Source organism: Oceanimonas pelagia, from assembly GCF_030849025.1.
GTDB lineage: Bacteria > Pseudomonadota > Gammaproteobacteria > Enterobacterales > Aeromonadaceae > Oceanimonas > Oceanimonas pelagia.
The window spans coordinates 68,691-90,575 of the sequence record NZ_CP118224.1; the positions used below are offsets into that span (position 1 = coordinate 68,691).

The window sequence follows — 21,885 nt, forward strand, 5'->3', positions numbered from 1 at the left end:
TGGTAAAAATAACCATGATTTACGAACTCCTGCTGGCGGATCTGGCCACCGAGCTGCCCAGCGCCGTGCGGCTGCAGAGTCTGGTGCGCATGGTGCGCGAGCATTTTGGCTGCGGCGCCGTGTGCCTGCTGCGGTTGCAGGACGGTGTACTCAGCCCGGTGGCCACCGACGGCCTGGTGCGTGAGGCGCTGGGGCGTCGCTTTGTGGTGGCCCAGCACCCGCGGCTGGCGGCCATTCTGGCCAGCCGCAGCACAGTGGCCTTTGCGCCCGACTCACCCCTGCCCGATCCTTACGATGGCCTGTTGGAGCACCATGTGGGTGAGGCGCTGCCGGTGCACGACTGCATGGGCATCAGCCTGTATGTGAATGGTGAGCAATGGGGCGCCCTGACCCTGGACGCGCTCACCGCCGGCACCTTTGATCAGGATGCCCGCGACTCGCTGCAGCGGCTGGCGCTCACCGTGGCCGCCGCGGTGCGCATGACCCGGCTGGAGCGGGACATGCGCGCCCTGCGGCTGGCCCGGCAGGACGCGCCGGCCTTGCCGGGCGATCACCCGGAAGGGGAAATTCTGGGACAGAGCACAGTGCTCAAGCGGCTGCTGCACGAGCTGGATGTGGTGGCCGACTCGGATCTGCCGGTGTTGCTCACCGGTGAAACCGGGGTGGGCAAGGACTTGTTCGCCCGCCGTCTGCACCAGCGCTCGCCCCGGCGGGATCGGCCGCTGGTGCAGGTAAACTGCGCCGCCTTGCCGGAATCCCTGGCCGAAAGCGAGCTGTTCGGTCATGTAAAGGGCGCCTTTTCCGGCGCCGGCAACGCCAGGCCCGGCCGCTTTGAGGCCGCCGACGGCGGCACCCTGTTTCTGGATGAGGTGGGGGAGCTGCCCCTCGGCATTCAGGCCAAGCTGCTGCGGGCGCTGCAAAACGGCGAAATTCAGCGGCTGGGGGAAGACGCGCCGCGCAAAGTGAACGTGCGGGTGATTGCCGCCACCAACCGCCAGCTGCACGACAGCGTGCGCGACGGCCACTTTCGCGCCGATCTCTATCACCGGCTGTCGGTGTATCCGGTGCCCATTCCGCCGCTGCGGGAGCGGGAAAACGACGTGCTGGTGCTGGCCGGCCATTTTCTGGAGCTGAACCGGGGCCGGCTGGGGCTGCGCAGCCTGCGGCTGTCGCCCGCCGCCGAACAAGCCCTGTGCGCCTATGCCTGGCCCGGCAATGTGCGTGAGCTGGAGCATGTGATCAGCCGCGCCGCCATCAAGGCCCTGAGTCGGGGCGCCGACCGCGCCGACATCATCACCCTGGAGCCGGAACTGCTGGATCTGGCCGGCGACATGCCATTAACCAAACCTGCCCAGGCGGAAAGCAAGCCCGCACCGGTGGCATCGCCGCCCCCGCTGGCCAGCCTGCAACAGGTGACCCAGCAGGCCCAGCAACAGGCCATAGCACACGCCCTGGCCGCCACCGACCACAACTGGGCCGCCGCCGCCCGCCTGCTGGACGTGGACCCCAGCAACCTGCATAAACTGGCGAAGAGGCTGGGGATGAAGTGAGCGAGGCTCAGGCAAAGCGGCCAGTGGCCGCCTTGACTTTGCCGTGTTTGTGTTGATACATGCGCTCATCTGCCAACGCCAGACACTGGGACAGGCCATTGCTTTCCAGGCTGGTGGCCATGCCGTGGCTCAGGCCGGTGCTGTGCCAGCCGGCCTGGCGCAGGGCGGTTTCGGATGCGTGCAAACGTTGCTGCAGTTGCTGTTGCAATGCCATAAACCGGTCGGGTTGCGTGATCGGCACCAGCCACAGAAATTCGTCGCCGCCGGTGCGATACACACTGCCCAGCTTGTCCAGTTGCATCTGCATTTGCCGGGCGACAAACACCAGAAAGCGATCGCCCTCGTCATGGCCATGGGTGTCGTTAATGGCCTTGAAGCCGTCAACGTCGATAAACACCAGGCAGTAGGGCCGGTTGCCAAGCTGGTCAATGTGCTCGTGAAAGGCATGGCGGTTGCCTATGCCGGTAAGGATATCCAGCCGAGACAGCTGATAGCTGCGCCGGTACTCCTGTTGTTGCATCTGCAGCCATTCGGCCAGCGACAGCAGAATGCAAAAACAGTCCAGTGCCAGGGCCAGCACCACCATGACCTCGGCGGAGCCGGCAAGATCGAGCCGGCCAATGTGCAGCAGCATGTAGACCAGCAGTGCCGCGCCATACAGCAGGTTGCCGGCCAGGTAATATTTGGCACGAAAGTCCTTTTTGCCCAGCATGCCCGCTCCGGTGGCAATGGCGGTGGGCACCCACAGCAGGGCAATGGCGTGGGAGATTTGATAGCCGAGCACAAAGGGCAGCCAGGGCATCAGCAGGCCCAGCCCCAGGCACAGCACGGACAGAACGTTGAAAAACCGGTTCAGCCGGGGGTGCAGGGAGCGGCAGTCAAACAGCAACCGGGTAAACTGGCTGGCGCAGGCAATGGCGAAGGGAAACAGCATCATGCCCCAGTAGGCCGGGTTGCTGTCGCCCACTCCCAGAAGAAACCCCCAGGCGCCGGAGGCGGCAAACCAGCCAATGCCGTGCAGACCCACATAGCCGGCACAGGCCAGGGTAACCGGCGCCTTTGTGCGGATATAGGCAAACAGGGCTATCAGCCCCAAAGTGAGCATGACGGCAATGCCCAGCAGGGTCGTGCTGTTGGTTGCAAATTGCTGTCGGTAAAACTCGGCCTCAGGCACAAAATGGGGTTGGACCGGAGTCGGAAACTTTTTGGCCTCTATCAGCAACCACAGCACGCCGGCTTCACCGGGGGCAAGTGTGAGCGGCAGTGCCTGCTGGTGCAGCAGGCGTGCACTTCGGCTGGCACCCTGGCCAAACCCGGGCAGCGGTCGCAGCCGGCCATCACGGGGTTGCCAGTAGGCCAGGCCACGGTCGAGGTAGTTGGCGGGCAGGCGCACAAACCAGGTGCCGGACTGGTCGGCCCGGGCCGTTATGTTCAGGCGCAGGCCAAAGGTGCCTTCCCCTCCGAGGGTGGTGGCCACTGTCTCTGCGTGATTGAGGGCGGCGCGCAGCTGGCTGAAACGTGTGATGGTGTTGCCCTGAGGCAGGGCGTGCCACAGGTGCGCTTCCGCCAGCGAGGTGGTTGCTTGCTCCGTTAACACCGCTGATGCCGCCGTCAGTGCGCTGCTCCACAATGCCAGCAATAGCACCAGAATAACCCGACATCCCTTCATTGGTGACCGTTATCCCGTATTTAAACGGATCCAGTGTATGCTCACATGCCTCTGAGCAACAGCATCAATTGGCACCTTTTGTTTGCAAAAAAACCGGTGGCCTGGCGGCATGCCGGTCCTTTTTGCAACGAAACGAACTCAGCTTTCCAGGCTGCGCACCTTGCCGGCGAGAGCAGCAAAGTCAAAGGGCTGGCGGCTGGGCACCAGCAGCAGCAGGGCGGAGATCGCCACCGGCACAAAGGTGGCCAGCAGGAACGACTCCAGCAAATGAGTGGCGGCCTGCCCCGGTGCCGGGAACAGCATCAGGCCGGCCACCAGGCCGCCGAGGGTGCTGAGCATGGCATTCCAGCCCTGGTAGCGGGCGTTGTAGAAGCCGAAAAACACCGGAAAGGCGGCGGCGCAGCACAGCAGATCGGCCAGCAAAAACAGATAGAGCACGCTGAAGCCCTGAGAGGCCACATACAGCACCGGAACAGACGTCAGCACAATCAGCCAGCGCGACAGCCCCAGCAGGGTATGCACGCTGGTTTGCGGCAGCAGCCGGCGCAGGTCCACCACCAGCATACTGGTCAGGCCGCTGATGGTGGAGTCGGCGCTGCTCATGATCAGTGCCAGGCCAAAGGGCAGCAGGCCAATGGCAAACCACAGCGGCATGTTGGGCATGAGCACGCTGAACAGCGCCACCGAGCCGTCACCGTTCGAACCCAGGCCCACAAAGGCCAGGCCAAACAGCCCCATGATGAAGATGACGGGAAAGCTGAGCACACCGCTCAGAATAAAGCCGTTGCGGATCACCTTGTTGTCCCGGGCGGCAAACACCCGCTGCCAGGTACCCTGGTAGAACAGGCCGGTCAGCACCACGGCGAGGAAGAAGGTCAGGCCCGACTTCAGCCCGGTGGTGTCGAGCGGGTCAAGCAGGTGCGGGGCGTTTTCCTGCAGGCCGGCCAGGGCCGGGGCCAGACCGCCGGTGGCCTGCCAGCCGAGCACGATCAGGGTGAGCAGAAACGGCAGTATCACCAGCATCTGCACCCGGTCGGTGAAAATGGTGACTTTCAGTCCGCCATACAGGGTGTAGAGCAGAGTGGCCACCATTACGATGCCGGCGGTGGCCCACAGCGGCACCGGCGCCAGCAGCGCCACCATCTGGGCGATGGCGGTGAGGCCGGCGGTGAGCGAAATAAACATGTAAAACAGCATGATCACCAGCACAAAGCCGAACATGCCGCGGCCATAGCGGCCCATGACAAATTCGGTGAGGGTGTGGCCGGCGGGCATCAGCTCGCGAATGCGTTTGCCGAGCGGAATCATCACCAGCCGGGGCGCCAGCACCCCCAGGGCATAACCGGTAATGGCACCAATGCCGCCCCAGGTGGCGGCCTGGGCCGGGCCGAACAAAATCCAGGTGCCCATGGTGGTGGCCAGCAGGGTCAGGGTGGTGGCGGTGCCGCTCTGGCTGTTGCGGGCCACAATAAAGTCTTCCGGCTGATCGTTTTGCCGGCGGGCGTAAAGCAGCCCGGGTATGGCGAAGACCGCCGCAAATAAACAGAGCCATAAAATGGCGGTGGTGGTGTCCAGCATGTGTTCTCCCTTTGCCCCAGTGAGCGCTAAGTGGCCGGGATGTGTGGGCGAAGAGGAAGAGGGCGGATCGGGATGGTGCGGGATCGTTCGTTTCCTTCCCTTCGCCGGCATTACCCGGATCAGGTTCTAAGGGTTACCGCCGGTGTGGCGGAGTCTCAGCCCGTGTGGGCTCCCCCAGGAATAGTGCGCCGAGAGTAAGGGGCGGGCGATTTATTGTCAATGCGGTGTAGTGTGGGGGGGCAGCAGTGGAAGGTGCGGGGGATGGTGTTTAGCCTCTGGTAGCTTCCTGCATGCATAAAAAAACGCGGCCTGAGCCGCGTTGTTCAAAAGCAAATGGCTTATTTTACCTGCCAGCTGATCTCTTCGCCGGCGCGAATCGGCACCAGTTTATCGCCGCCCAGGGGCAGGGTTTCACCCACGGTCCAGGCTTGTTTCACCAGGGTGATGGTATCCTGGTTGCGGGGCAGGCCGTAGAAGTCGGGGCCGTGGTGGCTGGCAAAGGCTTCCAGCTTGTCCAGCGCCCCGGCTTCTTCAAAGGCTTCGGCATACAGCTCAATGGCGGCGTGAGAGGTGTAGGCACCGGCGCAGCCGCAGGCGGCTTCCTTGCGGTGCTGGAAGTGCGGCGCCGAGTCGGTGCCCAGAAAGAACTTTTTGCTGCCGCTGGTGGCGGCGCGCACCAGCGCCTGCTGATGGGTGTTGCGCTTGAGAATGGGCAGGCAGTAGTAGTGCGGACGAATGCCGCCCACCAGCATGTGGTTGCGGTTGAACAGCAGGTGGTGGGCGGTGATGGTGGCGGCCACGTTGTCACCGGCCTGCTCCACGAATTTAACCGCATGCTCGGTGGTGATGTGCTCGAGCACGATTTTCAGATCGGGAAAGTCGCGCACCACGTCGGGCAGCACGGTTTCCAGAAACACTTTTTCCCGGTCGAAGATGTCGATGCGGGAATCAGTGACTTCACCGTGCACCAGCAGCAGGGTGCCGGTTTCCTGCATGGCTTCCAGCACCGGGTAGATGTTTTTCACATCGGTCACGCCGGAGTCGGAGTTGGTGGTAGCACCGGCCGGATAGAGTTTGCAGGCGGCAATCTTGCCGGTGGCCCTGGCCTTGCGGATTTCCTCGGGCTGGGTGTTGTCGGTGAGATACAGGCTCATCACCGGCTCAAACCGGCTGCCCTCGGGGCGCACCGCCAGAATGCGGTCGCGGTATTCCAGCGCCAGCTCGGTGGTGGTGACGGGGGGCACCAGGTTGGGCATGACGAGGGCGCGGCCCAGATAGCGGCTGGCGTCGCGTACCGTGTCTTGCAGTTGCTCTCCGTCGCGCAGGTGCAGGTGCCAGTCGTCGGGGCGGGTAATGGTCAGTGTGGTCGTAGTTGTGGTCATTGTCGGCTCGGCGTTATCCATGGCTTTCGATGCCTTCATTATCCACCTCCGGGCCTTTTTCACCAAACTTCTGAACATGTGAGGCGTGAAGGGGGAGGGGAAAGCAGGCGGCCTGGCAGGCAGTTTTACACCCTCACTCCTTCCCTCCTCACGCCTCTCGCCCTTGAGCGCAGGGGTATGTTATGGTTCGAGCCGAGACACGGGGTGTCCTGCGATGCAGGGCTGAGATAACACCCGTAGAACCTGATCCAGTTCATACTGGCGAAGGGATGTCAGCCTGCCGGCCCGGTGCCATTGCTGCCTCATCATGCCTTCGCCTCACCGTTGAGGTAGAAAATGCAAACTTCCATCAAGCTGAACGAACAACTGGTGCTGGTCACCGGCGGTGCCCGCGGCCTGGGTGAACATCTGGTGCGCGCCTTTCTGCGCGAAGGCGCGAAAGTGGTGATCAACTACCTGAACAGCGCCGAGGCGGCGCAGAAACTGGTGGCCGAGGCTCCGGAGCGGGCGCTGGCGGTGCAGGCCGACGTGCGTGACGCCGCCGCCGTGCAGGCCATGTTCGAGCAGGCCGAGGCCCATTTCGGCTGCCCGGTGACCACGGTAATCAACAACGCCCTGCCGGCGTTTTCCTTTAACGGCGACGCCCGCACCCATGCCGATGCGCTGGCCTGGGAGCACCTCAACCAGCAGCTGGAAGGCGTGGTGGGCGGTGCCCTCCACACCACTCAAGCGGCGCTGGGCGGCATGCGCAAGCAGGGCTTTGGCCGCATCGTCAACGTGGGCACCAACCTGTTCCAGAACCCGGTGGTGCCCTACCACGACTACACCGCCGCCAAGGCGGCGCTGCTGTCGCTGACCCGCACCCTGTCCCAGGATCTGGGCCCGGACGGCATTACCGTTAACATGGTGTCCGGCGGTCTGCTGCGCACCACGGATGCCTCTGCGGCGACGCCGGAAGCGGTGTTTGACTATATCGCCGCCAGCACGCCGCTGCGCCGGGTAACCACGCCGGCGGAGTTTGCCGACGCCACCCTGTTCTTCGCCTCGCCCTGGTCCCGCTCGGTCACCGGCCAGAACCTGGTGGTGGACGGCGGTCTGGTGAAAAACTGATGAGCATGAATGAACGCATGATGCACCTGAACCTGTTTCTGTTCGGGTGCGGTCACCACAGGGCGGCCTGGCGTCATCCCAACTCGGCGGTGGAGCAGTTGGGCGACATTCGCTATTACGAGCGGCTGGCGCAAACCGCCGAGCGCGGCAAACTGGATGCGGTGTTCTTTGCCGACGGCCAGTCTACCGGCAATGTGGCGGACGGCAGCTACTGGTTTCTGGAGCCGCTCACCGCCATGGCGGCCATGAGCCGGGCCACGGATCGCATCGGCTTTATCAGTACCGTCTCCAGCACCTTTTTCACCCCCTTTCACGCGGCGCGCATGATGGCCTCGCTGGATCATATCTCCAACGGCCGCATGGGCTGGAACGTGGTGACCTCCATGTTTGACGTGGAAGCCCGTAACCACGGCTACGAGACCATGCCGGCCCACGCCGAGCGTTATCGCCGGGCCGAGGAATTTGTAAATGCGGTGATCAAGTTGTGGGATTCCTGGCAGGAAGGGGCCCTGGTGATGGATCGCGCCGGCCACTATGCCGACCCGGACAAGGTGACCCCCATCAACCACCAGGGCGAGTTCTTTCTGGTGGACGGCCCGCTCAATGTGCCGCGCCCGCCCCAGGGGCATCCGGTGCTGTTTCAGGCCGGTGCGTCGGAGCAGGGCCGGGCGCTGGCGGCCAAATGCGCCGAGGCCATCTACGCCGTGGCCTACGATTTGCCGGCGGCCCAGGACTACTACCGTGACATCAAGCGCCGGGTAAAGGACGCCGGCCGCAACGTGGACGTGCCCATCATGCCCGGGCTGGTGACCTATGTGGCCTCCACCGAGGCCGAGGCCAGGGCCAAGCAGCGGGAGCTGGACGAGCTGCTGCCCGCCGATGCCTCGCTACGCCAGCTCGGCACCTATGTGGGACAGGACTGCTCCGGCTGGGAGCTGGACGCCCCGGTGCCGGCATTGCCGTCGCTGGACGCCTTCACCGGCCCCAAGGGCCGCTACGCCACCATACTGCGGATTATCGAGACCGAGCAGCCCACGGTGCGCCAGCTGCTGGGCCGGCTTGCTGCCGGCGGCGGCCACTGCACCATGGTGGGCACGCCCGAGTCGATAGCCGATCGCATGGAGCAGTGGTTCCGCAATGAAGGTGCCGACGGCTTCAACCTGATGCCGCCCTCACTGCCCGCCGGCATCGAGGACTTTGTGGATCAGGTGGTGCCCGAGCTGCAACGCCGCGGCCTGTTCCGCACCGAGTATGAAGGCAGTACCTTGCGGGAGCACTTGGGTTTGGTTAAACCGTGATCTTGTAGGCCCCGATTTATCGGGGCAGCAGTGTTGCAGGTGAACGCATTTGCCCGAATAAATTCGGGCCTACATTTTCCCCAATCCCCGCATTTTCACCCGCCCGGCGGCGTCAGCCGTTGCTCCAGGCGGCGGAGCAGGGCGTCAAGCACCATGGCCATCAGCGCCACCATAATGCCGCCCTGCAGCACAAAGGCCAGGTTGTCGGTAAGCAGCCCGGCAATGATCACTTCGCCAAAGCCCTTGGCCGCCACCGTGGAGCCAATGGTGGCGGTGCCGATGCTGATGATCAGCGAAATACGAATACCCGCCACCAGGGTGGGCAGTGCCAGGGGCAGTTCTACCCGCCATAACTGCTGCCAGGGCGTCATGCCCATGCCCCTGGCGGCCTCGCGCACGCTGGCGGGAATTTGCTGCAGGCCGGTGACCGCATTCTCAAAAATCGGCAGCATGCCGTACAGCAGTAACGCCACCAGGGTGGGGGTCAGCCCAAACCCCAGCGCCGGCACCGCCAGCGCCAGCACCGCCACCGGCGGAAAGGTCTGGCCCAGGTTGGCCACGGCCCGGGCCAGCGGAAAGAAGGCCTTGCCCGAAGGCCGGGTCACGGCGATGGCGGCGCCCAGCGCCAGCAGGGTGGCGGCGGCAATGGCGGCAAACACCGCCAGCGCGTGCCAGCCCAGCAGGTTGGCAAAGCTGTCGCGGGCGTAAATGGCCGGCGCGGGGGTGTTGACCAGGGGGCGAAACAGCGGGGCCAGCGCCTCCATGTTCAGGGTAAGCAGGGCCAGCAACAGCCCGGGGATCAGCCAGCCCAGCGTGCGGGTCATGCGCCGGCTCCCCGTTTCAGCAGTTCGTTCAGGGTCACTTCGCCCACCGGTTGGCCGGCGTCATTGACCACGGTCAGCCGGTCGGCGCCCTGCCAGATAAGCCCGGCCAGGGCGTCACGCAGGCTGGTGCCGGCGCTCATGGCAGGATCACAGGGCTGAGTAACCGGGGTCATTATCTTCGCCAGGGTCTGAGTGGCCAGCAGCCGCAGGGATCTGTCCTGGCCGCCCACCAGGCTTTGCACAAAGCCGGGCCTGGGGTGGCGCAGCAGGACGTCGGGGCTGTCCATCTGCAGTATTTCGCCCTTGTCCATCACCGCAATCACGTCGGCCATTTTAATGGCCTCTTCCAGATCGTGGGTCACCATGATGATGGTGATGCCCAGCAGCTGCTGTATATGCAGCAGCTCGTCCTGCAGGTGTTCCCGGGTGAGCGGATCCAGGGCACCAAAGGGCTCGTCCATCAGCAGCAGCTCAGGGTGAGCCGCCAGCGCCCGTGCCACGCCCACCCGCTGTTGCTCGCCGCCGGACAACTGGTGCGGATATTTGCCGGCAAAGGTGGCGGGATCGAGCCGGAACAGGCTCAGCAGCTCGCTCACCCGGGCGTCGATGTCGGTTTTGCTCCAGCCCAGCAGGCGCGGCACGGTGGCAATGTTGCGGGCAATGGTCTGATGCGGAAACAGCCCCACTCCCTGAATGGCGTAACCAATGCGCCGGCGCAGCTGCTCGGCGGGAAGGGTGGTGACGTTTTGCCCCTGAATGAAAATCTCGCCCGAACTGGGTTCAATCAGCCGGTTGAGCATGCGCAGGGTGGTGGACTTGCCGCAGCCGGAGGTGCCCACCAGGGCGCAGACTCGGCCGCTGTCCACCTTGAACGACAGATCCTTTACCGCAGTCTGCCCGCCGAATTGTTTGCTCAGGTTTCTTACTTCAATCATTCGCGAGTGCCTTGTTGCAGGGCGATCAGGGTGTCGATAAGCATGGCGGCCAGAAACGCCAGCAGCAGAGTGGGCAGGGCACCGAGGATCACCAGATCGGTGGCGGTCTGACCCAGCCCCTGAAAGATGTAGGTGCCGTAGCCACCGCCGCCCACCAGGGCCGCCACCGCCACCAGACCGATATTGAGGGTCACCACCACCCGCAGGCCGCTCAGGATCACCGGCATGGCCAGGGGAAATTCCACCTGCCACAGCCGCTGGCGGCGGCTCATGCCCATGGCGGTGGCCGCCTCGCGTATGCTGGCATCCACCCGGTCAAAACCCAGTGCCGTGTTGCTGACGATCGGCAGCAGCGAATACAGAAACAGGGCGATTACCGCCGGCGCCGCGCCGATGCCGCGAATGCCCAGCTCACCCAGCCAGGGGTATGCGGTGGCCAGCAGGCTGAGCGGCACCATCAGCAGGCCAAACATGGCCAGGCTGGGCACTGTCTGCAAAATATTGAGCACCGGAAACAGCGCCGCCCGTAGTCCCGGCGAGCGATGGCAGGCCACCCCCAGCGGAATGCCTGCCAGCACCGCCGGCACCATGCTGCCCAGGGCCAGCTGCAGATGGCGCAGGCCCTGCCGCCAGAAGTCGCTGCGGTTGTGAAACTCCTTCAGTAACGAAAGATCGTCACAGCGGCCTGCGGCCAGCAGGGCGATAACGGCACCGGTAAGGACGGTTACCAGCGCCAGCCGGGACAATGGCCCGAGCTTCAGCCGCAGGGCGGTGTCGGTGATCAGCAGGCACAGCCAGAACAAGGCCAGCCAGAAACCGGCACCCAGCGAGACCCGGGCCAGGGGGCCGGCATTTTCCAGCAGGGCGGTGGCGGTGTGACCGGCGGTATAAAGCAGCAGCGGCAGAGCGGCGGTGGTGAGCAACAGCCGCAGGGGCAGGGCACGGTTAGTCAGGCACAGGGGCAGCAACAGCAGCGGCCATAAGCCGGTGATACCTGCTGAATTCAGCAGACTCAGGGCCTCGCCGGGAAAAAGACGGTTGGGTTGCAGGCCGACAAAGGGCAGTGCCAGCAGGCTGGCCACCAGCGCCGCCGCCAGCAGGCCGCCGACCTTGTCGGGTTTTAATGACAAAAGAATGGGTGACTCCCCGAGATAAATTTTTGCGTTCTTCATTGCCGGCCTGCGTATGCCGTAGGCCCGGTTTTAACCGGGCGGCAGTGCCGTATGTCGCATGGTTTGCCCCAATAAATGGGGGCCTACAGGTTCATCAGTCCTGAGTCAGGCCCGCCAGATAATCGGCGGCCACGGCCTCGGCGCTTTCACCGCCGATGGCGATGCGGCTGTTAAGGGTTTGCAGGGTTTTCACATCCAGCGACTGAAACACCGGCTCCAGAATGCCGGCGATCTCCGGGTGCGCCTTGAGCACGCTTTCCCGCACTATGGGAGCGGGGGCGTAGACCGGCTGCACGCCCTTGTCGTCGTCCATCACTACCAGACCCACGGAGGCGATGGCGCCGTCGGTACCATAGACCATGGCGGCGTTGGTATTGTCGGTTTGCAGGGCGGCGGCCTTGATGGTGGCGGCGGTGTTGCCGCCGGAGAGCACCAGCAGCTGGTCGTCGCTCAGCTCAAAGCCGTAGGTCTGCTGAAAGGCGGGCAGCACGGCGGGGCTGGACACAAACTCCGCCGAGGCCGCCAGCTTGATGTCGCCGCCTGCGCTCACATAGCGGCCAAAATCCGACATGGTGGCCAGGTTATTGGGGCCGGCAATTTCCTGGCGCACGGCAATGGCCCAGGTGTTGTTGGCGTTGGCCGGGGTCAGCCACACCAGTTGATGGGCGTCGTAATCCAGCTGCCTGGCCAGGGCATAGCCATTGTCAAAGTGCTTCCAGGCGTCGCTGTCTTCTTTCTGATGAAAAAAGGCGGCGTTGCCGGTGTACTCCGGGTAGATATCGATTTCACCGGCGATAATGGCCTTGCGCACGATGGGCGTGCCGCCCAGCTGGCTGCGGTTTTCCACCTCCAGTCCGGCGTTGTTCAGGGCCTGATAGATCAGGTTGCCGAGCAGGCCGCCTTCGGTGTCGATTTTGGACGATACCACAATGGGGTCCGCCGCCATGGCCGGCAGGGCAAGGGCGGCAGAAAGGGTAAACATGGCCGAAGCCAGCAGCTTTTTCATGACGTTATTCCTTATTCGGCGAAATGGGGGCACCTTTATTGAATACAGGATTAAGGGTACCCCATGGCAGATCTCATCTGAACCCTATTCCGGGGCTTTTGGCGTTTTCCAGGGCGCCTTGTCGCTCCGCTTCAGTAACTGTAGCGGTCGCCACAGTCCATCGCGGGTAAAGCTTAGCCAGCCCCAGCGCAGCCAGCCCAGCAGGGCAAAGGCCAGCCACAGCGCCCACACCAGCATCAGCAGCCGGTAAATCAGCAGCGGCACCGACAGTACCCAGCCGGTGGGCAAGGTGGCTTCGGTGCGATCCTGATACCAGTTCAGCCGGTTCCCCCAGGAGCCGTTGCCGGCTATCTGCATATCGGGCAGACCCAGCAGGCCCTGCTGAATGGCATGGAACAAATAGCCCAGCGCCAACAGGGTGAGCAGCACCAGGCCAATTTGCGCCAGGTTGAACCAGCCCCCGGCCTGCTGGTGCTGCCAGCGTTCACGCAGCCCCAGGGCCAGCAGCCAGAGCACCACGGTGGCGGCCATCCACAGCGGCACCTGAGTCAGGCCCAGTCCCAGCAGCAGCCAGTGATGAAAGCGCAGCGGAGTCAGTGGCAGCCGCGCCAGTCCCGCTGCCAGCAGCACGGTTATGGCCACCAGGCTCCAGAACAGTACCGCCGGCCCCAGCCGGGGGCCGCCGGCAAACAGCACCCAGCGATCCTGGCCCAGAGTCAGTGCAATACGATGGTTGACGCTGTCGTTGTTGAGACTGACCCCGGGTGTGGTGAACACAGTGCCGATGCCCGGCGTCTGCCGCCAGTGAATGCGCACGGTCTGGCTGCCGGGAGTTAACGGCAGGGTCAGTGTCTGCTCGTTCAGGCGCAGGGGCAGGGTGCGGCCGTTGATGGCCACCGACTGCAGCTCGGCGCCCTCGGGCAGTTGCAGGCTGTGCTGGCCGCCCTGGCTGCTGCGCAGGGTCAGTTCCAGGTGAGCATCGGTGGCATGCTTGCCGGGCTGCACTTCAAGGGTGCTGGCATCCAGAGTGAGCGTGCTTCCGGGCACGGCGGCTGGCCGGGCAATGGCAAGGGTGAGCTGCTCGCCGGGCCAGGGCCGCCATTCGGGCAAGGCGCTTCCCTGAGGGTGCACCGGGGCCAGCCCGGTGCTGTTCACATGCCAGATGGGGCTGGCATTCAGCCGCCAGGTTTCGGTCCAGCCTTGAGTTTGCGGTGCCTCAAGGGTGAGTGAGTCAACCCGCGCCAGCGCCGACTGCCAGCTCAGCTGGCGCTGGCCGGCGGCCAGGCTGATCAGGGCCTTGCCGTTTTCCACCCTGATGCCGTCGGTAAGCACCGACTCACCGGGAAGCAGCGGCACTTCAAGGCGCAGAGCCCGTTCGGTGTCGTTCTGGCGCACCAGCTGGTTGTCCACCCGCCAGTCCAGCCCCAGCTGCAGGGTGCGGGTCAGTTGCGCAAAGTCCGGCAGCACGCCGGGCTTCAGGCCGGCGTTTTCCGGCTTGCCGTCGGCGGCCAGCCGCGTGAGCTGCAGCCGGCCTTCGGGCACACCGTTTTCGTTTACCCCCTGCAGCCGCCAGCCCTCAAGCCGGGCCTCCACCCGTTTGGGCGGCAGCGGCAGGGGCAGCTGCAGCCGGTCCTGCGCCGGCAACGGGCCGGCGAGCTCTATGTTGTGAATGCCGACCGGCAGGGGCAAATGCAGTATTCCCCGGTCATTGCGCCACAGCCCGTCTGCGGGAGCGCCGTTCAGCCATACCCGCTCTGGCAGCCAGGCATGATGCTGGGCCGGCAGGGGCACGGCCAGGCCGGTGTGAGTATGAATAGTCAGCGTGAGCGTCAGTTGCTCCCTTGTGGCGTCCAGCTGCATGCTGGAAGTAAGCGCACACTCGGGCAGGCACTCGGGCGGTGCGGTCAGCCGGGTTTTAAGCTCATTCAGCAGCTCGGGTGAAGGGAACTCGGCCCGGGCCCCGGGGGCAACGGTGAGCAGCGGCAGCACCAGCAGGGCGGGCAGCCAGCTCCACAGTGTTTGTTGCAAATGCAGACCCTTGCTCCGGCTGACACTCATGCCCGCCATGCGCAGCACCAGCAGGCACAGCAGCGCCACCCTCAGCAGGTTAAGCAGGGTATTGACCGTGGGCGAGAGCAGCACCAGCCGCAGCGGTTGCGCTGGCGTGACCGGACCGTTCCAGCCGAGCTCCACACTGCGCCACTGCCAGTCCGGCAGACCGGGGCCGGTTTGCACCAGGGCATTTGGATCCAGCCGGGGCAGAGGCCTGGGCTCCCGTGAGGGAGCCCCCGATAATGTCATGACTTCATCTCCCATGGCTTCTGCCTTGGCTTCCAGTTCGGTTCTGGCCTGATGCGGGCTGCCGGCCACGGCGGCGGGGGCCACCGCACCCGGCCGCGCCAGCTGCGGATAGAGGGCGGTGCGCAGCTCGTCCACCATAAAGGGAATGGCAATGAGAGTGAGCACCAACAACGCCAGCAGCCGGTAGCCCGACACCCAGTGGTGCAGTCTGCCGGCGGGCAGCGCCTTCAGCAGGGCGCAGGCCGCCAGCAGATGCAGCCAGATCCAGCGTGGCGGTCCCACTCCGGAAGGCTGATGCCAGATAAGCCCCAGAGTGATCAGGGTGAGCAGGCCCCAGTGCCAGCCCCACAGCCGGTATGCCGCCACGGCGGCGATCAGCACCAGAAACAAATCCAGCAGGGTCCAGCGTTGCAGCCAGGTGTGCGGGGTGTTGTCCATGCCAAAGGCGGCCAGCAGGCTCCAGCCCGGCGGCAGGTGCAGCCGGCTGCTTAACTCCTTTACCGTGAGCGTCCAGCCCACCGCCGGCAGGGTGCCGGTGTTGCCTTCCCACCGGCTGTCGGCCACCAGGCTCAGCGCTCCGGGTCGCAGTTCCACGCCGGGCTGGCCGGCTTCAAGCTCGGTCACCAGCCGGGGCTCGCCATTGACCGCCACCCGGCCCAGGGCCAGGGAAGTATTCAGCCGCATGCTGTGCTCAAGGGTGCCGGTAAAGACGTCCTTCAGGGTGTAACCGCCGCCGTCAAAGTCCAGCCACAGCTCCCGGCGCAGGGCCAGCTGACCGGGCTCGGGGGCCGGATTGCCCCGGCGCAGCACCTTGAAGGCCATGGTGGTTCCCGGCGTCATCAGAAAGGCGGGCAGTGACTGCCACCGGGGCGGCAGGCCACTCTGGCCCGCATCCACCGTCACAGGGCCGGAAATTTCCGTCAGTCGCAGCTGGGGATAGGCCTGCACCACCCAGACTTCTTGTTCAGGCCAGGGCGCGGGAATGGCGGGCAGGGTCAGCGAGTGCACCTCGGCGGGGTGACGGCTGCTCAGGTTGAGTTGCCAGCGGCCCGGCCGCGCCTGAATGCGCAGGCGGCCGTCCGGCTCCAGCCGGGCCGGCAGGGGGCTGTTGAGCGCCAGTGGAATATGATCCTGTAGCAGGGCCGGACCCAGCAGCAGCGCTCTGGGCTCGCCGGCCACGTTCAGCTCAATGCGGGTGTTCACCCGCAGCGGAATGTCGTCGGCGATATGGCGATAGACGTTGATATCCAGGCGATTGCTGGAGGGAGCCTGAGCTTGGGGGCGCCGGCCCGGCCACAGCCGGCCCTGTTTATCCAGCTCGGGGCTGGCCACGGCCTGACCATTGAGGCTGAGCGCCAGCAGGCCGGTGCCGGCATCCAGCTGCAGGCTCACCGGCAGCCGGGCCCATTGCCAGCGTCCTGCCACCCGGTATTCACCGGCGGGCAGGCTGAGTAGCGGCCGGCCTTCGCGCTCGGTCAGGATGGCGGGCTTGCCGTTGACCGTTACGTTCAGAGGCCAGTGTTCCCGGCTGCCGGGCAGGGGAATATCGGCGTCAGCATACAGCTGCCAGTTTTGCTCAAAGCGGCCGTCGTCGTCGGTTAAATCCAGCATCAGCCGGCCCGGCCAGGCGCAGCGGCGCTCGGTATTTTGCCGGTACAGCAGCGGACAGCGGGCCTGCGTTTCGCCGTGCAGCACCCATTCCTGCCAGGGCTGAAGAGAGTCGGGCACATGGAGTGCAGAAGCGGTCTGGGCCGCCACCGGCAGCGCAAACAGCGAGAGCAATAAAGGCAGCAGGTGCATAGGGTTCCTTTAATGGTGCGGCCGCGGGGGCGACCGGATCTGTAAAGCCTAGCAGGCGTGACAATAAAAGGAGCCAAACGAAAATTATTGTGGTGTCTTGTGGTTAAAAAACTGCGTATGGCGCTGCAAAAAACTGCCATTGTGGTTTTTTGTTAGCCATATCTGCTATAAAGTCGTTCTGTCTTTAGTGTAAGAGATGGATTTTTCACCATCAAAGGATGACTATGAACCAAACCCAACCCCTTATGCTGCGCATGGTCTATGGCGGCAGCCTGGTAACCCGAATTCTGATCGGCATTGTGGCCGGCGCCCTGCTGGCGATGCTGGCCCCTGCTGCCGCCGAGTCGGCCGGCCTGCTTGGCAGCCTGTTTGTGGGCGCGCTCAAGGCCGTCGCCCCGGTGCTGGTGTTTGTGCTGGTGATGTCGTCCATCGCCAATCACAAGAAAGGCGAGCAGACCAGCATCAAGCCTATTCTCTATCTCTATCTGCTGGGCACCTTTGCCGCCGCGCTTACCGCCGTGCTGCTGAGCTTTGCCTTTCCCACCGAGCTGGTGCTGGTCGGTCACGGCGGCGACGCCTCACCGCCGGAGGGCATTGGCGAAGTGCTGCAGACCCTGGTGTTCAATATTGTCGACAACCCGGTGAACGCCCTGCTGACCGGCAACTTTATCGGTGTGCTGGCCTGGGCCGTGGGGCTGGGGCTGGCGTTTCACCATGCCGGTGACAGCACCAAAACCCTGCTGGGCGATCTGTCCATGGGCGTGTCGGCCATCGTCAAATTCGTGATCCGGCTGGCGCCGGTGGGTATTTTTGGCCTGGTGGCCAACACCATTGCCAGCACCGGCTTTGATGCCCTCTGGGGTTATGCGCAATTGCTGGCGGTGCTGCTGGGCGCCATGCTGATCATCGCCCTGGTGGTCAACCCGGTGCTGGTGTACCTGAAAATCGGCCGCAACCCTTATCCGTTGGTGCTGCAATGCCTGCGTGAAAGCGGCGTGACCGCCTTCTTTACCCGCAGCTCCGCCGCCAACATTCCGGTGAACATGGAGCTGTGCAAAAAGCTCAGGCTGCATGAAGACACCTACTCGGTGTCCATTCCGCTCGGGGCCACCATCAACATGGGCGGCGCCGCCATTACCATTACCGTGCTCACTCTGGCTGCGGTGCATACGCTGGGCATTGAGGTGGATCTGATGACCGCCCTGCTGCTGAGTGTGGTGGCCTCGGTCTCCGCCTGTGGAGCTTCCGGTGTGGCCGGCGGCTCACTGCTGCTGATCCCTCTGGCCTGCAGCCTGTTCGGCATTCCCAACGAGGTTGCCATGCAGGTAGTGGCCGTGGGCTTTATTATCGGTGTGCTGCAGGACTCTGCCGAAACCGGCCTGAACAGCTCCACCGACGTGCTGTTTACCGCCGCGGCCTGCATGGCCGATGAGCAAAAAGCAAAGTAACCCGCCCTCATGTAAATAAAAAGGCCGGTGAGCGTAAACTCACCGGCCTTTTTTGTTGCCTGATTTCAGCCTCAGGCGATCATCACACCCAGGCTGAGCAGGGCCATCACCATGGCGCTGAGCATGAGCAGCAGTGGGCCGATGAACTTCAGCCAGGCGCCGAAAGAGACCCGGCCAATGGCCAGGGCGCCCATCACGATGCCGGAGGTGGGCATGATCAGGTTGGGCAGGCCGGAAGCGGACTGATAGGCGGTCACCACCAGCTCGCGGCTGACGCCGGAGAAGTCGGCCAGGGGCGCCAGTATGGGCATGGACAACACCGCCAGGCCGGACGACGAAGGCACAATCAGGCTCATAAAGGCTTCTATCCAGTAAATGGCGTTGATAAAGGCCACCTGATGCAGATCCGCCAGCATGCCTTCGGCGTAGTGAAGAATGGTGTGGGTGATATTGCCGTTGTCCATCACCACCACCAGACCGCGGGCAATGGCGATGATCAGCGCCACGCCCACCAGATCCCGGGCGCCGTCGATAAAGCTGCCGGTCATATCGGCTTCCGACAGCCGCCCCACCAGGCCCACTACGATGCTGGCACCGATAAACAGCGCCGACAGCTCGGCCATCCACCAGCCGCCCGCCGATACACCCCAGATCATGATGCCGAACGATACCGCGAAAATGGCGAGAATGAGCTTGTGCCTGCCGGTCAGGGCCGGCACTTCATGGTTTTTATCTCCCAAAAAGTGATATTCGTTTTCTTCCTTCTGGTGGGCTACCACGGAGCGGGACGGATCCTGTTTTACCTTTTCGGCATAACGCATTACGTAGATCACACAGGCCAGCCAGCCCAGCAGCAGAATGGCCAGGCGCAGACCGATGCCGTCCATAAAACTGATCTCGGCGGCGTTGGAAGCGATCACGGTGGCAAAGGGATTGATGGTGGAGCCCAGACAGCCGATGCCGGCGCCGATCATGATAACGGCCACGCCCACCACGCTGTCGTAGCCGGCGGCGATCATCACCGGGATTAACAGGGCATAAAAGGGCAGGGTTTCCTCGGCGGCGCCATACACGGTGCCTCCAAGAGCAAACAGGCCCATCAGCAGGGGAATCATCCATTTTTCCCGGCCCTTGAGCCGGGTCATGCTGGCATTGATGCCGGCGTCAATGGCGCCGGTGCGGGTCATGACACCGAGAAAACCGCCGATCACCAGCACAAACAGCGCCACATCCGCAGCCCGGGCCACGTAGCTGGCCGGATCGTAAAAGCCCTGCACCGGAGCCATCAGCACTTCAAAAATGCCCTGTGGGTTGGCGTCTGTCGCTTCATAGGTGCCCACCTTGGGCACCATGCGGCCCAGCTCTTCGTTCTTGGTCATCTGGTACTGGCCGGCGGGCACCACCCAGGTGAGCACGGCCATGATGATGGTCAGAAAGAACAGTATGGTGCAGGCAGAAGGGAACTTTATTTTGGTCATGGTAATGTCCTTATTGAGGGGTGGTGACCGGCGGCGAAAACCGGGTTTTCGCCGCGCGGGATCAGGCCACGATAGCCATGATTTCCTGAACCGATTTACCGGTCAGGCCCATTTTTTCCAGGGTGCGTCCGTTGCTGAAATAGTCGGTATTGTTATAGGCGTTATCGATATGCAGACAGGACTCCACCAGGGGCGTGCGCACCCCGGCCAGCCGTCCCAGCTCAAAGCAGGGCACCAGCAGAAAGGCGGCGTCTTCGGTGATGTAGCGATCCTGGGAGGATTTGGGCGCGCTGTTGAGCTTGCCGTGGGTTTCCGAAGTGCGGTTAAGCTCATACACGCTGCCGGCGTTCAGGCCATAGAGGCTGTTCATGGCCTCCAGCTCGGTTTTCAGCGACAACCCAAGGGCCCGGCCCACCGCCAGCCGTTCTTGCTCCATCACCGCCGCGGCCCGGGCGGTGGCCGGTGAACAGCAGTCCTTGTAGTAGTTGTACTGGCCGTTGAAGTTCTCCAGCAGGCCCATGTTGAGGGTGGTGAGCAGGGGATGACCACCAAAATTGATATTTTCCAGGCCGGCGGCAATCACGTTGTCGAGGGCGGTGAGCGGCAGGGGCATCAGCGGCTGCAGCTGTTCAATGGCCTGTTGGGTGCGGCTGGCGGGCAGGGCGGCCACCGGCAGCTGCTCCTTCATGCCCAGAATGGCCAGTTGAGCCGGGCCCACGATGCGGGTGGCCCAGGGTATGGAAATGGCGTCTACCAGGGTCACGTCGAGGGTGTCATAGCCCTGCTCCCGGCGCAGGCGATCAAACACCAAGGAGCCGTAGTTGCCCGGCATCAGCATCAGGGTCTGGCCATTTTTCAGGTGCGGCAGCATGGCCCGGAACAGCGGCTCCTGGGCAAAGGACGGCACCGGCAGCACCAGCACATCGGCAAAGGCCACCGTCTCGGCCAGATCCCGGCTCAGGGTGTGAATGGGCTGAACGCCGGCAAATTCCAGTGGCACGCCGTTGAATTCGGCCAAGGCTTCAATGCCGCCGCGTTCGGCGATGTCGGCAAGGGGCTGATCAAAGCCGGGAGCGCCATAGAGGCACACATTCGCGCCCAGCAGGGAAAAATGGTAGGCGGCGGTCAGGCCGGCATTGCCGGAGCCGATAACGGAAACACGCAAGCTCATGGTGGTTACCTCTGTGTATGACGAATGCCGCCAGACTAGAAAAAACCATGAGCGCGGAATAATGCCCGGCCCGTTTCCAAGTATTACAAAAATGCATGGTCGGACCGAAGGAGTGATGTAATTAACTGATGATTAAGTTGTTAATTGAATGATGCGGCGCCGAGGCATGGCGCAAAAAGCGTGATATTTATCACACTTGCTCCTGCAGGGATCGCCTGGGATCGATACGCAGCTCAATGTTCATCTCGGCGGCGAGGCCGGCAAAGGCTTCCACAAAGCGATCCGCATGGCGGCTGGCCGGGCGCAGCGCCGGAAACAGAATGTCGAACTCAAAGGGCAGGGAGAAGGCCAGCGGCCGGGTCAGCACGGCTTGCTGCTCGCTGGCCATGCGGGCGGTAAAGGGATCGGTAATGGCCACGCCCAGCCCTTCGCGCACCAGCGCCGCCGCCGAGGTGGCCAGAGAGACCTCAATATGTTCGCTCAGGCTGAGCTGGTAGCGGCGCAGCAGGGCGTCTATCTTGCGCTGGCTGATGTCCTTTTCGTGGCGGATCAGTGGCGATTCGGCGAGATCGGATACATCTATACAGGTTTTTTCCGCCAGGGGTGAAGAGGCGGGTAACAGACAGACCGACTCGCATTTCACCCGGCGGGCATTCACGCCGGCCAGGGGCGCATCGACAAAGGCAAAACCGATATCCAAGGTCTGACTCTGTACCCTGTGCATTACCTCTTCCGAGCGGAAAGTCTTGAGGGACACCTTCATTTGCGGCGCCTGGCGTAAAAACCGCGCCAGGGTGCGGGGCAGAAAAGCACCGGACAGCAGCGGCATGGCGGCCATATTGAGGCGGCCAAAACGATGCTCGCGAATGGAAGCGGCGGCCTGATCCAGGCCGGAGAACGCTTCAAAGGCCCGGGCCACTTCCAGATAAAAGGCCTCGCCGTCGTCGCTGAGTTGCAGGCGGTTGCCCTTGCGCACAAACAGCTGAAATCCCAGCCGCTGCTCCAGCGCCGCCAGCAACCGGCTCACCGCCGGCTGGCTGAGGTTGAGCCGCTCCGCGGCGGCGGTAACGGTCTGGCATTCCACAATGGCCTTGAAGGCATTGAGCTGGGAAAGTTTCATGGGGCAGGCCCTTGCTGCTGAGTATCCGGCGTTCAGTATGGTG

At 63.7% G+C, this 21,885-nt stretch carries 15 protein-coding genes and 2 riboswitches; of the genes, 4 read left to right on the plus strand and 11 right to left on the minus strand.

The annotated features are described in order from the left end of the window. Positions 1 to 14 precede the first annotated feature (14 nt). Positions 15 to 1,550, plus strand: coding sequence for a nitric oxide reductase transcriptional regulator NorR (gene norR / locus PU634_RS00345; protein ID WP_306762104.1), 1,536 nt, complete (start codon positions 15 to 17; stop codon positions 1,548 to 1,550). Positions 1,551 to 1,557: 7 nt separating this feature from the next. Here norR and PU634_RS00350 read toward each other — a convergent pair whose 3' ends face one another. The 3 genes from PU634_RS00350 to pyrC form a co-directional block, all read right to left on the minus strand. After that, positions 1,558 to 3,147 carry a GGDEF domain-containing protein gene (locus tag PU634_RS00350; protein WP_306762105.1) on the minus strand — a complete coding sequence of 530 codons (1,590 nt, stop codon included), beginning with the start codon at positions 3,145 to 3,147 and terminating at the stop codon, positions 1,558 to 1,560. 210 nt (positions 3,148 to 3,357) lie between these two features. Next, positions 3,358 to 4,797: a sodium:solute symporter family transporter gene (locus PU634_RS00355; RefSeq protein ID WP_306762106.1), complete on the minus strand. Its 1,440-nt coding sequence runs from the start codon at positions 4,795 to 4,797 to the stop codon at positions 3,358 to 3,360. 79 nt (positions 4,798 to 4,876) lie between these two features. Next, a riboswitch (TPP riboswitch) is annotated at positions 4,877 to 4,983 on the minus strand. Positions 4,984 to 5,135: 152 nt separating this feature from the next. Next, on the minus strand, positions 5,136 to 6,179 hold the full coding sequence (pyrC, locus tag PU634_RS00360; protein ID WP_306762107.1) for a dihydroorotase: 1,044 nt from the start codon (positions 6,177 to 6,179) through the stop codon (positions 5,136 to 5,138). A gap of 190 nt (positions 6,180 to 6,369) precedes the next feature. Then, positions 6,370 to 6,466, plus strand: a riboswitch (TPP riboswitch). Positions 6,467 to 6,515: 49 nt separating this feature from the next. Between pyrC and PU634_RS00365 the strand changes: the two genes are divergently transcribed. Then, positions 6,516 to 7,289: a 3-oxoacyl-ACP reductase gene (locus tag PU634_RS00365; RefSeq protein ID WP_306762108.1), complete on the plus strand. Its 774-nt coding sequence runs from the start codon at positions 6,516 to 6,518 to the stop codon at positions 7,287 to 7,289. Further along, on the plus strand, positions 7,289 to 8,587 hold the full coding sequence (locus tag PU634_RS00370; RefSeq protein ID WP_306762109.1) for an LLM class flavin-dependent oxidoreductase: 1,299 nt from the start codon (positions 7,289 to 7,291) through the stop codon (positions 8,585 to 8,587). The genes PU634_RS00365 and PU634_RS00370 overlap by 1 nt, the downstream gene beginning before the upstream one ends. Positions 8,588 to 8,682: 95 nt before the next feature. Here PU634_RS00370 and PU634_RS00375 read toward each other — a convergent pair whose 3' ends face one another. From PU634_RS00375 to PU634_RS00395, 5 genes are all read right to left on the minus strand, one after another. Next, positions 8,683 to 9,411 carry an ABC transporter permease gene (locus PU634_RS00375; RefSeq protein WP_306762110.1) on the minus strand — a complete coding sequence of 243 codons (729 nt, stop codon included), beginning with the start codon at positions 9,409 to 9,411 and terminating at the stop codon, positions 8,683 to 8,685. Then, positions 9,408 to 10,346 carry an ABC transporter ATP-binding protein gene (locus PU634_RS00380; protein WP_306762111.1) on the minus strand — a complete coding sequence of 313 codons (939 nt, stop codon included), beginning with the start codon at positions 10,344 to 10,346 and terminating at the stop codon, positions 9,408 to 9,410. Before PU634_RS00380 ends, PU634_RS00375 begins: the two co-directional genes overlap by 4 nt. After that, positions 10,343 to 11,518, minus strand: coding sequence for an ABC transporter permease (locus PU634_RS00385; RefSeq protein ID WP_306762112.1), 1,176 nt, complete (start codon positions 11,516 to 11,518; stop codon positions 10,343 to 10,345). Before PU634_RS00385 ends, PU634_RS00380 begins: the two co-directional genes overlap by 4 nt. 94 nt (positions 11,519 to 11,612) lie before the next feature. Then, entirely contained in the window at positions 11,613 to 12,524 is a 912-nt protein-coding gene (gene osmF, locus PU634_RS00390) for a glycine betaine ABC transporter substrate-binding protein OsmF (RefSeq protein ID WP_306762113.1), read from the minus strand. Between the two features lie 84 nt (positions 12,525 to 12,608). Continuing rightward, positions 12,609 to 16,625 (minus strand): hypothetical protein, encoded by a 4,017-nt coding sequence (locus PU634_RS00395; protein WP_306762114.1) that lies wholly within the window; start codon positions 16,623 to 16,625, stop codon positions 12,609 to 12,611. A gap of 224 nt (positions 16,626 to 16,849) precedes the next feature. Between PU634_RS00395 and sstT the strand changes: the two genes are divergently transcribed. After that, on the plus strand, positions 16,850 to 18,073 hold the full coding sequence (gene sstT, locus PU634_RS00400) for a serine/threonine transporter SstT (RefSeq protein WP_306762115.1): 1,224 nt from the start codon (positions 16,850 to 16,852) through the stop codon (positions 18,071 to 18,073). Positions 18,074 to 18,144: 71 nt separating this feature from the next. On the opposite strand, the gene PU634_RS00405 is transcribed toward sstT, so the two are convergent. The 3 genes from PU634_RS00405 to PU634_RS00415 all read right to left on the minus strand — a co-directional run bounded on the left by PU634_RS00405 (position 18,145) and on the right by PU634_RS00415 (position 21,842). Next, on the minus strand, positions 18,145 to 19,551 hold the full coding sequence (locus PU634_RS00405) for a YfcC family protein (protein WP_306762116.1): 1,407 nt from the start codon (positions 19,549 to 19,551) through the stop codon (positions 18,145 to 18,147). Between the two features lie 61 nt (positions 19,552 to 19,612). Further along, positions 19,613 to 20,722, minus strand: coding sequence for an NAD/NADP-dependent octopine/nopaline dehydrogenase family protein (locus tag PU634_RS00410; RefSeq protein WP_306762117.1), 1,110 nt, complete (start codon positions 20,720 to 20,722; stop codon positions 19,613 to 19,615). Between the two features lie 190 nt (positions 20,723 to 20,912). Then, positions 20,913 to 21,842 (minus strand): LysR substrate-binding domain-containing protein, encoded by a 930-nt coding sequence (locus PU634_RS00415; protein WP_306762118.1) that lies wholly within the window; start codon positions 21,840 to 21,842, stop codon positions 20,913 to 20,915. Between the last annotated feature and the right edge of the window lie 43 nt (positions 21,843 to 21,885).